The following is a 13,032-nucleotide window of genomic DNA, read 5'->3' on the forward strand; positions in this document are numbered from 1 at the left end:
TGCCGTCGACACGGCATACGCCCTCAGCCGGTGTTGCGCAGTCCTGCGGCGATGCCGTTGATGGTCAGCAGCAGCGCCCGCTGGACGTCGGTGTCCGGCTCAGCCTCCTCGGGCACGGCGCGTGAGCGGGCGAGCAGCGAGGTCTGCAGGGCATGCAGCGGGGCGAGGTAGCTGTCACGCAGCGCGAGCGTGCGGCGCAGCACCGGCGATGACTCGAGCAGCTCCTTCTGGCCGGTCAGGCGCAGCACCTCATCGACGGTGCGGGCGTGCTCCTCGCGGATCGCGTCGAAGACACCCGCCACCTCGTCGGGGACCAGCGTGGTGACGTAGCCGGCGGCGATGTCGAGGTCGGTCTTGGCGAGCGTCATCTGCACGTTGGAGAGGAAGGTGCGGAAGAAGGCCCACGAGCCGTACATCTCGCGCAGCGTCTTGTCCCGGCCGTCCTCGCGGGCGGCGGCGAGGCCCGAGCCGACGCCGAACCAGCCGGGGAGGATGATCCGCGACTGGGTCCACCCGAAGACCCACGGGATCGCCCGCAGGTCCTCGAGGCCGCCGGTGCCGCCGGGGCGCTTCGAGGGGCGGGAGCCGATGTTCATCTTGCCGAGCTCGTCGACCGGCGTCGCCGAGACGAAGAACGGGACGAGCCGGTCGTCACGGACGAGCTCGCGGTAGGCGTCCTGGCCGCGGCCGGCGACGAGGTCCATCGTTCCGTTCCAGCCGTCGAGGACGTCGCGCGGCAGGAGCGACTTGCGGTGCAGGACCGAGGCCTCGAGCACGGCGGCGAGGGCCGTCTCGAGGTTGAAGCGCGCCAGGCCGGGCAGGGTGTACTTGTCGCTGATCACCTCACCCTGCTCGGTGATCTTGATCGGGCCGTCGAGGCTGCCGTAGGGCTGGGAGAGGATCGCCTCCCCGGTCGGACCGCCGCCGCGCCCCACCGAGCCGCCGCGGCCGTGGAAGAGGCGCAGGACGACGCCGTGCTGGCGCGCGATGTCGCGCAGCGCACGCTGCGCCCGGTGGATCTGCCACTGGGACGCGGCGATTCCCGCGTCTTTGGACGAGTCGGAGTAGCCGAGCATGATCTCCTGCACGTCGCCCCGGGCCGCGACGACGCGGCGGTAGGACGGGTCGGAGAGCAGGGCCTCGAGCAGCGGCCCGGCCGCCTCGAGCTCGGCGACCGTCTCGAAGAGCGGGGCGAAGCCGATGCGGGCCGTGGCCGGTGACGTCTCGCTGCCGAGGTCGACCAGGCCGGCCTCGCGGGCGAGGACGACGACGGCGAAGAGGTCGTCGACGTCGTGCGTCATCGAGACGATGTAGGTCTCGATGACCGCGGCGCCGTAGGTGTCGAGGGCCCTGCCGATGGCACTCATGAGCGACAGGGAGGCGTGCGCGGCGTCGCCGAGGTCCTGGACGCCGTGGCCCGTCAGCGGGCGGCGTGAGGCCATCTCCTGCGAGAGGAGGGCGATGCGTGCGGGACGGTCGAGGTCGGCATACGGCGTTTCCAGCTCGGCGATGCGGTCGTAGAGGTCGGCCAGGGCGGCGTGGTGCTTGCCGCTGTGCTCGCGGATGTCGAGGGTGGCCAGCCCCATGCCGGTCGCGACGACGGCGCGGATGAGGCGCAGGATCGCGCCGTCGGCGGTGAGCTCGTCACCACCGGCGAGCATCGAGTCGCGGATGAGCGCGAGGTCGGTGAGCAGCTCGTCGAAGGTCGCGTAGTCGCGGCCCGGCTCGTGCGGCGTGCCGTGATCGAGCCGGTCGCGGGTGCGCAGCAGGCGCACGCGGATGAAGCTCAGCTTGAGGCGGTAGGGCTCTTCGGCGTTCAGCCGGCGCACCGCGTCGTAGGTGACAGGCAGGGCGGTCGCGTCGCGCTTCAGGCTCTCGCGCAGCGCGTCCGTCACCGCGACGAAACGCGTGGACGAGGACAGCTCGTGGAGCATGTGGTCGAGCTTCTCGACGAGCTCCGCCAGGCCCGCGTCGTGCTGCATGCCGATGACCTCGAGGGTCACCTCCGGCGTGACGTTGGGGTTGCCGTCGCGGTCACCGCCGGCCCAGGCGCCGAAGCGCAGCGGCCGCGCCGACGGGGGCAGCTCGACGCCGATGCCCGCGAGCGCGCGGTCGAGCTCGGCGAGCAGGTCGGGCACCACCTGGTCGGCGAGGAAGCGCAACGTGTGCATCGCCGTGCGGGCCTCGTCGGTCGGCTCGGGGCGCACGATGCGCAACTCGTCGGTCTGCCAGAGCATGTCGACCAGCTCGGCGAGACGACGCTCCGTGCGGGGCCCCTCGCTCGCCGGTCGGCGAGGGTCCTCCAGCTCGCTGACCGTCACGGCGATGCGGCGGAGCAGGTTGAGCACCGTGCGCCGCGTGGCCTCGGTCGGGTGGGCGGTGAAGACCGGTCGGTACTCGAGGCGCGTGAGCACGTCGTCCAGCTCGTCGCGGTCGAGGCGTCCCTCCTCGAGGGCGGCGCCGATGCGCCGGACCGTCGCCGCGAGCGGCGCCTCGTCGACGGCGCTGAGCTCCTGCCAGCGGTGCAGCTGCTCCGTGACGTTGACGAGCTGGAAGTATGCGGTGAAGGCGCGTGCCAGCACGACAGCGGTGGGTGCGTCGACCCCTTCCAACAGCGCGCGCAGCTCGCCGTCCTCGGGCTCGCGGGCCAGGCCGCGCACCTTCTCCACGAGTGCGAGAAGCTCGGCGCCCTCGTGCCGCGTCAGCGCCTCGCCGAGGAGCGTGCCCAGCTGGCGAACGGACGCCCGAAGGGCCGCGTGCTGAGAGGCGGACGAGACGCCTGAGGCGAAGGTGGCGACGTCGGGCTGGCGGCGGTCGGCCTCGAGGAGCTGCTCGGTCGTGGTGCGGCCCTGGGTGCTCATGCCCCAGTGTTACCGCGCGCGGGTCGTCGGGGCCTCGGGAGTCCACGATCAGAACGCCCGCCCGGTGACGACGGAGCAGACTGGAGGGGTGAGCCGCGCGGGTCGAGACGTGCACGTCCGGCGTCGGGCCGGTCTGCTCCTCGCTGCGGCGCTGTCCCTCTCCCTTTCCGCCTGCTCGGTCGCCCCGACCGCACCACCGGCGACCGCGGGGCTGGTGACGGCCGGCTCGACGTCGGTGCAAGGCACGACCTCGACGGTGCCCACCGGCTCCTCGCCGGTGACCGCCGCTCGGCTCGGTGCCGTGACCGCGACCTCCGCGCTGGGGGACTCGGTCCCGCGTGGCACCGGGTGCGGCTGCACTCCCTATCCCCAGCTGATGGCCGACGACATAGCCCGGGTCGCAGGACACCCGGTGAGCGCCTCCAACGACGCCGTCGCGGGCATCACCAGCGACGGCGTCCTCCAGCAGCTCGCGAAGGACGACTCAGTGACCGCGCGGCTGCGGAACAGCCAGGCCGTGACGCTCGAGGTGGGCGCCAACGACGTCGCGTTCTCGCCGTCGTGTGGGACCGACGTCGCCTGCTACGAGCAGCGGCTCCCGCAGCTCGAGAGCAACCTCGACGCCATCCTGACGAAGGTCAAGGAGCTGCCGGCCGGGCACCCCATCGGGCTCGTCGTGCTCGACTACTGGAGCGTGTGGCTCGGCGGTCAGTATGCCCACGACCAGGGCCCGGCCTACGTCGAGGCGGCCTCGACCCTGACGAAGAGGGTCAACGAGATCATCCGTGCGGCGGCTGCGAGCACGCCGGGGACGGTCTACGTCGACCTCCGGACCGCGTTCCGCGGACCCGACGACGCATGGGACGAGACCCACCTGCTCGCCCCGGACGGGGATCACCCCAACGCCGCGGGTCACCAGCGGATCGCGGAGGCGGCAGCCACGGCTGTGGCGGCAGCCGGCTAGGACGTGTCGCCGACAGAGGGTGGCGGCGAGGGCGGCGCGAGCTGGATGCGGTCCGAGCAGCGGGCGCAACACCAGTCGAACACTGAGTCCGGGTCGTCGCTCGCCGAGCGGCGCGGCTGTGGACGACGGCCGTGCACTGTCAGACGTCCCGTCTAGAGTCGTACACATGTTCGAAGAGACGCTGCTCGAGACGACCGGGGGCCTGGAGGCCCTCGTGTCGGCGCTCGCGCGCGTCGGGTCGTTCGACCCGATGCCGATGCCGGTGTCGGACGGAGTGCGGGTGGACCAGCTGGCGGTGTTGGAGCGGGTCAAGGCGGCGGTGGCGGCGGCGCAGGTTCGGGTGACGGCGGCGTTCGTGGACTCGCAGGAGCAGGTGGCGCAGGGCTGGCGGGAACGGGCGCGGGAGTGCTCGGAGGCGGGGGACTTCGACGGGTGGCGCGCCGCCCGGGACCAGGCTCGAGCGGCTTCCCTCGGCGATGATGACGGGAAGCAGGGGGAGGCTGCCGGGTCGGTAGCCAAGCGGCGGCGGCCGTCGGGGATGACCGGGGTGGCGGCGCAGGTGGCGTTGGCGCGGCGTGAGTCGCCGGTGCAGGGTGCCGGCCACGTGCGGCTGGCGTTGGCGCTGGTGCGGGACATGCCGCACACGTTGGCTGCTTTGGAGGCGGGGGAGCTCAGTGAGTGGCGGGCGCAGATCATCGTGCGTGAGACCGCGACGTTGAGCCGTGAGGATCGGTCGCTGGTGGACGCCGAGGTCGTGGGGGACCGGCGGGAGCCGGTGGCGGGGCTGGGCGACCGGGAGCTGGCGCGGCGGGTGCGGGCGGTCGCCTACCGGGTCGATGCCGCCTCGGTGATGGCGCGGTCGGCGAAGGCGCAGGCGGACCGTCGGGTGACGCTGCGGCCGGCGCCGGACACGATGGCGTACCTGACGGCGCTGCTGCCGGTGGCGCAGGCCGTCGCGGCGCATGCGGCGTTGACCGCGGCGGCGGACGCGGCCAAGGCGGCGGGGGACGAGCGGGGCAAGGGTCAGGTGATGGCGGACACGCTGGTGGAGCGGGTCACCGGGCAGGTGCCGGCGGGGGCGGTGCCGGTCGAGGTGCAGCTGGTGATGAGCGCCGAGACGCTGCTGGCCGGCGCTGACACTCCGGCGCAGCTGCGCGGGTACGGCACGGTCCCGGCCCAGTGGGCCCGGGACCTGCTCGGCGGCTACGACGAGGGGATCGACTGCGCGCCTCGTCAAGCGAGCAGCGCGTTCGGAACGGATGCCGGTGCGAGCAGGGTCCGCCATGCCGGCGCCGGGAGCACCGAGGCTCGGCACGCGGATGCCGACAACAGGCGAGCCGGCCAGGGGGATGGCTGCGGGATCGATGAAGCAGGCGCTGCGGAGTACGTGAAGCACGTGGAGCAGGCGGCGCGGGTGTGGCTGCGTCGGTTGTTCGCGCACCCGGTGACCGGGGCGCTGGTGGCGATGGACTCCACCAGACGGGTGTTCGACGGTGTGTTGCGCCGGTTCCTGCTGGCCCGGGATGCCGGGGTGTGCCGCACCCCGTGGTGCGACGCCCCGGCCCGGCACCTCGACCACGTGCACGACCACGCCGACGGCGGCCCGACCAGTGCAGCGAACGGACAGGGCTTGTGCGTGCGGTGCAACCTGACCAAGCAGCTGCCCGGCTTCACCGCCACCACGGTCACCGGCGAGGAGCCTGGCGCACCGCACACCGTGAAGACCAGGACCCCGACCCGGCACACCTACACCTCGCACGCCCCACCGTTGCTGCCCGGCATGCCCACGTCCGACGACTGGGCGCGCCCACAGGATCAGGCGCACCGAGGCCGGGGTCCGCAGCGCATCCCGGATCACGCGAGTCCGCTCAACCATCCGGTGCGCCGCGACGACGATCCGGCACGCCCGTTCGACGTCGATGACGGGTCGCCGGAAGAGCTCGACCTCGACACTCTCAGTCCCCTCGAACGCGTGCTCGCGCTCGCGCTCGCGGCCTGAGCTGCGCACCCTGCGAGGATGACGGCATGAGCACCGGCACCCTCGTCCTCGCGGCCACTCCCATCGGCGACCCGCGCGACGCGGCCCCGCGACTGGGCCAGGAGCTCGCCGGCGCCGACGTCATCGCAGCCGAGGACACGCGTCGGCTGCGGCGCCTGCTGACCGAGCTCGCCGTCACGCCGAGCGGTTCGGTCATCAGCTACCACGAGCACAACGAGGCCTCCCGCACGCCCGACCTCGTCGCCCGCCTCGTTGCCGGCGACCGCGTCGTGGTCGTGACCGACGCCGGGATGCCGTCCGTCTCCGACCCCGGCTACCGCCTCGTCGCCGCCGCCATCGATGCCGACGTCCCCGTCACCTGCGTCCCCGGACCCAGCGCGGTGCTCATGGCGCTCGCAGTCTCGGGCCTGCCGGTCGACCGGTTCTGCTTCGACGGCTTCCTGCCGCGCAAGCCCGGCGAGCGCGCCAAGGTGCTCGCCGAGGTGGCCGACGAGCGCCGCACTGTCGTCTTCTTCGAGGCACCGCACCGGCTCGCCGAGACCCTCGCCGCCATGCGCGACGCCTTCGGCTCCGATCGCCGCGCCGCCGTGTGCCGCGAGCTGACGAAGACCTACGAGGAGGTCCGTCGCGGCACGCTCGATGAGCTGGTCACGTGGGCCGAGCAGGGCGTCAAGGGCGAGATCACGATCGTCGTGGCCGGCGCCGAGCGGAAGGTGCCGTCCCTCGAGGACGCCGTCGCCGGCATACGCCAGCGGGTCGACGCGGGGGAGCGGCTCAAGGACGTCGCCGCCGACGTCGCGGCGCGGACGGGCCTGTCCAAAAAAGCCCTCTACGACGCGTCGCTCGCCGCCCGCTGACCGGACCGCTTGCCTCAGCGGGAATCGCGGGTAAGGCTGCTGTGGTTCCCCGTTCGACGAGGTGGGCGTCCCGCCCGACCTCGACCACCGCACAGCGAAGGAGCACGGCATGGCAACCACCCGCACCGCCAGCACGCACTGGGAGGGCTCGCTCTTCGAAGGCTCCGGCCAGGTCAGCCTCGAGAGCTCGGGCGTCGGCACCTACGACGTCAACTGGCCGTCGCGGGCGGAGTCGTCGAACGGCAAGACGAGCCCGGAGGAGCTCATCGCCGCTGCGCACTCGTCGTGCTTCTCGATGGCCCTGTCCAACGGCCTCGCCAAGGCCGGCACGCCGCCGACCACGCTCGACACCACCGCCAACGTGACCTTCGTGCCCGGCACGGGCATCACCGAGATCGCCCTCAGCGTCGTCGGCGAGGTGCCCGGCATGTCCGACGAGGACTTCCGCGCCGCCGCCGAGGACGCCAAGGCCAACTGCCCGGTGAGCCAGGCGCTCAAGGCAGTCCCGATCTCGCTCGAGGCACGCCTCGGCTGACGCAGGCACCCAGCACGCCCGTCGGCACCGGCTCGCACGAGCCGGTGCCGACTCCCATGTGCGACAGTGCTGCCGGCGCTTCGTCAGCGGCCCCGTCAGCGTCCTTCGACGGTCGACCGCAGCGCCTCGAGCATCGACTGCCAGTTGCGCGAGAACTGCTCGGCCTGCTCCTGCGAGGTGTTGCCGTCCTGCTCGAGGGTGACCGTGGTCCCACCGGACATCCCGTCGCCGGTGATCGTGTAGGTGACGGTGTGGTAGTTCTCCGGCCGGTCCTCCTGACCCATGAGCGGGCTGTAGTGGGTGACCGAGAGCCGCCGCGGCGGGTCGGCCTCGAGCACCTCGCCCTTGTCCTGGTAGGGCCGGCCGTCGATCTCGCCCTGCCAGGTGATCGGGCTGCCGACGCGCCAGTCGGTGCTGACCTCGGTGCCCACCATCCACGTGCTGACCAGCTCGGGGTCGGTGAGGGCGCGCCACGCCTCCTGCGGCGTCGCGTCGACCTTCACGCTCGCGTGCGCAACGTGACCTGTCATGCCACCGTCATACCTCGCGAGGCCGTATGCCGTCACGACTTCGCGCCCGCCTAGGATCGCTCCCATGAGCAATGTCCTGTCTGCCGTCGCCTGGCCGTACACCAACGGCCCGCGCCACATCGGCCACGTGGCCGGGTTCGGCGTGCCCTCCGACGTCTTCAGCAGGTACATGCGGATGGCCGGCCACGACGTCCTCATGGTGAGCGGCACGGACGAGCACGGCACGCCGATCCTCGTCCTCGCCGAGGAGGAGGGCCTGAGCCCGCAGGAGCTCGTCGACAAGTACAACGCCGTCATCGCCCAGGACCTCACCGACCTCGGTCTGTCCTACGACCTCTTCACCCGCACGACGACGCGCAACCACTACGCCGTCGTGCAGGAGATGTTCCGCCAGGTCCACGCCAACGGCTACATGATCGAGCAGACGACCCGCGGTGCCATCAGCCCGTCGACCGGGCGCACGCTGCCCGACCGCTACATCGAGGGCACCTGCCCGATCTGCGGGTTCCCCGAGGCGCGCGGCGACCAGTGCGACAACTGCGGCAACCAGCTCGACGCCGACGAGCTCATCGACCCGCGCAGCAAGATCAACGGCGAGACGCCGGAGTTCATCGAGACCCAGCACTTCTTCCTCGACCTGCCCGCCCTCGCCGGCGCGCTCGGCGAGTGGCTCGACGGCCGGGAGGCCTCTGGCACCTGGCGCCCCAACGTCATCAAGTTCTCCAAGAACCTCCTCAAGGACGTGCGCCCCCGCGCCATGACGCGCGACATCGACTGGGGCATCCCGATCCCGCTCGAGGGCTGGGAGGACAACCCCACCAAGCGCCTCTACGTGTGGTTCGACGCCGTCATCGGCTACCTGTCCGCCTCGATCGAGTGGGCCCGTCGCATCGGCGAGCCCGAGCGCTGGCGCGAGTGGTGGAACGACCCGTCCGCGGTGTCCTACTACTTCCAGGGCAAGGACAACATCACCTTCCACAGCCAGATCTGGCCGGCGGAGCTGCTCGGCTACGCCGGCAAGGGAGACAAGGGCGGTGAGCCCGGCGCGTACGGCGAGCTCAACCTGCCCACCGAGGTCGTCGCGAGCGAGTTCATGACCCTCGAGGGCAAGCAGTTCTCGACCAGCCGCAAGCACGTCATCTACGTCCAGGACATCGTGGCGCGCTACGGCCCCGACCCGATCCGTTACTTCATCTGCGCGGCCGGTCCCGAGAACCAGGACGCCGACTTCTCCTGGGCCGAGTTCGTCCAGCGCAACAACAGCGAGCTCGTCGCCGGCTGGGGCAACCTCGTCAACCGCACCGCCGCGATGATCGCCAAGAGCTTCGGCGAGATCCCGAGGGCGTATGCCGTCCAGCCCGTCGACGAGGAGCTGCTCGCCACCGTGCGTGGTGCGTTCGCGACCGTCGGTGCCTCGCTCGAGCGGCACCGCCAGAAGGCGGCACTCGCGGAGGTCATGCGGGTCGTGGGCGAGGCCAACGCGTACGTGTCGAAGACCGAGCCGTTCAAGCTCAAGGGCGACGACGAGCGCGAGCGGCTCTCGACGGTGCTGCACACGCTGGCCCAGGCCGTATCGGACATCAACACCCTGATCTCGCCGTTCCTGCCGCACGCGGCCAACCGCGTCCACGCGGTGCTCGGCGGCGAGGGAGAGTTCATGCCGATGCCGCGGCTCGAGGTGGTCCGCGACCTCGACGACGAGTCGCGCAGCTATCCCGTCATCACCGGCGAGTACTCCGCGACCCCGCGCTGGGAGTCGCGCCCAGTCGCTGTCGGCACGCCGATCACCAAGCCCACCGGCGTCTTCACCAAGCTCGACCCCGAGCAGGTGATCGAGGACGAACGCGCGCGGCTCGGCGACTCGGTCCGCGGCGGCACCCGCCACCACACCGACCCGCTCGCCGCTCCGAAGATGGCCAAGCCGAAGCATGCTGTCGCAGAGGTCGCCGGCGAGGGTGGCGGCGAGTCCGCATGACTCCCAGCTCGTCCGGGCAACGGGGCCTGCCGGAGACACTGCCCGACCCGCTGCCCATCGACGTCGTCGACAACCACGTGCATCTCGACATCACGCGCGAGGGCGACGAGCCGTTCGACGTGGCGGAGGCGATCGCGCGGGCCCGAGCCGTCGGGGTGACCCGGCTCGTCCAGGTGGGCTGCGACCTCGACGGGATCCGTTTCACCATGAAGGCGATCGAGGTGCACGACGAGCTCGTCGGTGGAATCGCCTTGCACCCCAACGAGGTTCCGCGCCTCGCCGCCGCCGGCAGGCTCGAGGACGCCTATGCCGAGGTCGAGGCCTCGGCCGCCCACGACCGCATCCGCGTCATCGGCGAGACGGGCCTCGACTACTTCCGCACCGGACCCGAGGGCGTCGCCGTGCAGCAGGACGGGTTCCGCTGGCACATCGACCTCGCCAAGCGCCTCGGCAAGGCCCTGCAGATCCACGACCGCGAGGCGCACGACGACGTCCTGCGAATCCTGTCCGAGGAGGGGGCTCCCGAGCACACGGTGCTGCACTGCTTCTCCGGCGACCTGGCGATGGCGCGTGAGTGCGTCGACCGTGGCTACTACCTCAGCTTCGCCGGCACGGTGACCTTCAAGAGCGCCCGGAACCTGCGGGACGCCCTGACGGCGGTGCCCCTCGACCGAATCCTCGTCGAGACGGACGCCCCCTACCTCGCGCCGACACCACACCGTGGCGCGACCAACGCCTCCTACCTCGTCCCGGTCACGATCCGGGCGATGGCCGGCGTGCTCAACCTCGACGTCCCGACGCTGTGCCGCGCCGTCTCCGAGAACAGCGAACGCGTCTACGGCCCATGGGGATCCACCCGTCCCACCACCGGCGCCTGAACACCTAGCGCACGGATTCCCCGACGTCACAACGGACTCGCGGTCCGTTACCGAAATTTGACCTTTCCATGACTCGTCGGTCAGGGTGGACGACTGTTGGCCGGTTGCTGCCCCGCATCGACACACCTCCCGAGGCCGTGAGGTGATGGAGCTCGAGAGCGCGTTGCACCCGGATGGTTCGACGTTCGGAGTGTTTTGATTTCTCGCAACGCCAAGATCCTGGCCGCCACCGGTGCGGCCGTCGTCCTCACCTCCGGTGCGGTCGGCGCGGCCCAGCTCGACAAGTCCGTCAACCTCTCGGTCGACGGCGCCGCCAGCTCGGCCCACGTCTTCGCCAGCACCGTCGGTGACGTCCTCGACGACCAGGGGATCTCGGTGAAGCCGGGTGACGTGGTGGTCCCCGCGGCGGACTCCGCCGTCCACGACGGCGACACCATCACCGTGAAGTACGCCCGGATGCTCAAGCTGACGGTCGACGGCAGGACGCGGGAGCTGCGCACCACCGAGACCACGGTCGACGGGGCGCTCCTGGCCCTCGGCGTCCGCGGCGACGGGGCACGGCTGTCCGTGTCGCGCTCGCAGACCATCGGTCGCCAGGGGCTGGCCGTGACGGTCGTGACCCCGAAGTCGGTGTCGGTCACCGTCGACGGCAAGACCATCACCAAGACGATCGCCGCCGCCACCGTCGGCGAGGCCCTGACCCAGCTCGACGTGCGCCCGGGCAAGGCCGACAAGGTCAACCCGCCCGTCACGACGCCGCTGACGGCCGGCGCGAAGATCACGGTCCAGCGCGTGCAGACCAAGGACGAGAAGGTCACTCGTCCGATCGCGTTCGGCACCACCAAGAAGCCGACCGGCGACCTCTACACCGACCAGACCAAGGTCGCTCAGGCCGGCGTGGCCGGGGTCCGCACCGTGACCGTCCGAACCAGCGTCGTCGACGGGAAGGTGACCTCGACCAAGGAGATCGCCTCGACCGTCACCAAGGCCCCCGTCGACCGCGTCGTCCTCGTCGGCACGAAGAAGCGCCCGGCCCCCAAGCCGGCGGCGGCCCCCGCCACCGGCGGGTCCACCTCCAGCGGCTCGCGCTCCGGCGCAGGTCTCGACCTCTCCCGCGCCTCGATGTGGGACAGCATCGCCCAGTGCGAGTCGAGCGGGAACTGGCACATCAACACCGGCAACGGCTACTACGGCGGCCTGCAGTTCCTCACCTCGACGTGGCTCGCCTACGGTGGCGGCGACTTCGCCGGCCGTGCCGACCTCGCCAGCCGGGAGCAGCAGATCACCGTCGCCAACCGCGTGTACGCCGACAACGGCACCTCGCAGTGGCAGTGCAAGGCCTGAGCTGACGGATCGTCGCCGCTCCGCCTGAACGCCAGAGGCCCCCGACCCAGCCGGTCGGGGGCCTCGGGCGGTCCCGCCGCAGCCCGGCACACGGCATACGTGCTCGGTCCTGCGCCATAGGGTGAGCGCATGACGAAGAAGGACGCAGCCGGCGCCCGCCTCGACCAGGTCGACGACGCGGCGCTCCTCGGGGCCGCGCAGGTGCGCGAGCTCGCCGAGCGCCTCGAGGTGCGGCCCACCAAGCAGTGGGGACAGAACTTCGTCGTCGACGCCAACACCGTGCGCAAGATCGTCCGCGTCGCGGGGGTGGGCCCGAAGGACGTCGTCGTCGAGGTCGGCCCCGGGCTCGGCTCGCTCACCCTGGCCCTGCTGCCCGTGGTCAGGCACGTCACGGCCGTCGAGGTCGACCCTCGGCTGGCCGGTGCGCTCGAGGAGACGGTGCGCACCCTCCAGCCGGAGAACGCCGACAAGCTGCGGCTCGTGGCCGCCGACGCACTCACCGTCACCAAGCTGCCGGGGCCGGACCCGACGGCGCTCGTGGCCAACCTGCCCTACAACATCTCGGTGCCCGTCGTGCTGTCGTTCCTGCAGCACTTCCCCAGCCTCGAGCGCGTGCTCGTCATGGTGCAGCTCGAGGTCGCCGAGCGCCTCGCCGCCAGGCCGGGGAGCAAGGTCTACGGCGTGCCGAGCCTCAAGGCGGCGTGGTACGCCGACGTCGAGCTCGCGGGCCGCGTCGGGCGCAACGTCTTCTGGCCCGCGCCCAACGTCGACTCCGGCCTCGTGTCGCTGCGCCGCCGCAAGCCGCCGAAGACGACCGCCAGCCGCGAGGACGTCTTCCGCTGCATCGACGCGGCGTTCCTGCAGCGCCGCAAGTCGCTGCGGGCCGCCCTCGCGTCCTGGGCCGGCTCCGCCGACGGGGCCGAGCAGGCGCTGGTGGCCGCTGGCATCGACCCGCGCACCCGCGGTGAGCAGCTCGACATCACGGCGTTCGCCCGCATCGCCGAGGCGCGGCCGGTGGGCGTGGAGGCCGCCGAGCCGCGCCCGCGCCGCCGGGGACAATCCTCCTGACTCGGCCCTCGGCCCCTAGGG

At 71.8% G+C, this 13,032-nt stretch carries 10 protein-coding genes; 8 read left to right on the forward strand and 2 right to left on the reverse strand.

Annotated features, from left to right (window positions below; translation table 11 throughout):
- Nucleotides 1–23: 23 nt before the first annotated feature.
- Nucleotides 24–2,861, reverse strand: coding sequence for a phosphoenolpyruvate carboxylase (ppc, locus tag AB0316_RS14865; protein WP_366273811.1), 2,838 nt, complete (start codon nt 2,859–2,861; stop codon nt 24–26).
- A gap of 88 nt (nt 2,862–2,949) precedes the next feature.
- On the opposite strand from ppc, the gene AB0316_RS14870 reads away from it, so the two are divergent.
- From AB0316_RS14870 to AB0316_RS14885, 4 genes are all read left to right on the forward strand, one after another.
- Nucleotides 2,950–3,825, forward strand: a complete 876-nt coding sequence (locus tag AB0316_RS14870) for an SGNH/GDSL hydrolase family protein (RefSeq protein WP_366273812.1) — start codon at nt 2,950–2,952, stop codon at nt 3,823–3,825.
- Between the two features lie 118 nt (nt 3,826–3,943).
- Nucleotides 3,944–5,824, forward strand: coding sequence for a DUF222 domain-containing protein (locus tag AB0316_RS14875; RefSeq protein ID WP_366273813.1), 1,881 nt, complete (start codon nt 3,944–3,946; stop codon nt 5,822–5,824).
- 26 nt (nt 5,825–5,850) lie between these two features.
- Entirely contained in the window at nt 5,851–6,681 is an 831-nt protein-coding gene (gene rsmI, locus AB0316_RS14880; protein WP_366273814.1) for a 16S rRNA (cytidine(1402)-2'-O)-methyltransferase, read from the forward strand.
- A gap of 109 nt (nt 6,682–6,790) precedes the next feature.
- Entirely contained in the window at nt 6,791–7,216 is a 426-nt protein-coding gene (locus tag AB0316_RS14885; RefSeq protein ID WP_366273815.1) for an OsmC family protein, read from the forward strand.
- A gap of 95 nt (nt 7,217–7,311) precedes the next feature.
- On the opposite strand, the gene AB0316_RS14890 is transcribed toward AB0316_RS14885, so the two are convergent.
- Nucleotides 7,312–7,746, reverse strand: coding sequence for an SRPBCC domain-containing protein (locus AB0316_RS14890; RefSeq protein ID WP_366273816.1), 435 nt, complete (start codon nt 7,744–7,746; stop codon nt 7,312–7,314).
- Nucleotides 7,747–7,810: 64 nt separating this feature from the next.
- Between AB0316_RS14890 and metG the strand changes: the two genes are divergently transcribed.
- From metG to rsmA, 4 genes are all read left to right on the forward strand, one after another.
- Nucleotides 7,811–9,721, forward strand: a complete 1,911-nt coding sequence (gene metG, locus AB0316_RS14895) for a methionine--tRNA ligase (protein ID WP_366273817.1) — start codon at nt 7,811–7,813, stop codon at nt 9,719–9,721.
- Nucleotides 9,718–10,599, forward strand: a complete 882-nt coding sequence (locus AB0316_RS14900; protein ID WP_366273818.1) for a TatD family hydrolase — start codon at nt 9,718–9,720, stop codon at nt 10,597–10,599. The genes metG and AB0316_RS14900 overlap by 4 nt, the downstream gene beginning before the upstream one ends.
- A gap of 195 nt (nt 10,600–10,794) precedes the next feature.
- The gene (locus AB0316_RS14905) at nt 10,795–11,943 is read left to right on the forward strand and encodes a transglycosylase family protein (protein ID WP_366273819.1); all 1,149 of its coding nucleotides are present in this window, start codon (nt 10,795–10,797) and stop codon (nt 11,941–11,943) included.
- Nucleotides 11,944–12,072: 129 nt separating this feature from the next.
- Nucleotides 12,073–13,011 (forward strand): 16S rRNA (adenine(1518)-N(6)/adenine(1519)-N(6))-dimethyltransferase RsmA, encoded by a 939-nt coding sequence (rsmA, locus tag AB0316_RS14910; RefSeq protein ID WP_366273820.1) that lies wholly within the window; start codon nt 12,073–12,075, stop codon nt 13,009–13,011.
- Nucleotides 13,012–13,032 lie beyond the last annotated feature (21 nt).

This window comes from Terrabacter sp. NPDC080008 (assembly GCF_040702505.1).
GTDB lineage: Bacteria > Actinomycetota > Actinomycetes > Actinomycetales > Dermatophilaceae > Terrabacter.

What these genes read in the sequence shown, in the direction of transcription:
- AB0316_RS14900 (WP_366273818.1), top strand. Translation starts at nt 9,718, where the DNA reads ATGACTCCCAGCTCGTCCGGGCAACGGGGCCTGCCGGAGACACTGCCC.
- rsmI (WP_366273814.1), top strand. Translation starts at nt 5,851, where the DNA reads ATGAGCACCGGCACCCTCGTCCTCGCGGCCACTCCCATCGGCGACCCG.
- AB0316_RS14885 (WP_366273815.1), top strand. Translation starts at nt 6,791, where the DNA reads ATGGCAACCACCCGCACCGCCAGCACGCACTGGGAGGGCTCGCTCTTC.
- metG (WP_366273817.1), top strand. Translation starts at nt 7,811, where the DNA reads ATGAGCAATGTCCTGTCTGCCGTCGCCTGGCCGTACACCAACGGCCCG.
- rsmA (WP_366273820.1), top strand. Translation starts at nt 12,073, where the DNA reads ATGACGAAGAAGGACGCAGCCGGCGCCCGCCTCGACCAGGTCGACGAC.
- AB0316_RS14890 (WP_366273816.1), bottom strand. Translation starts at nt 7,746, where the DNA reads ATGACAGGTCACGTTGCGCACGCGAGCGTGAAGGTCGACGCGACGCCG.
- ppc (WP_366273811.1), bottom strand. Translation starts at nt 2,861, where the DNA reads ATGAGCACCCAGGGCCGCACCACGACCGAGCAGCTCCTCGAGGCCGAC.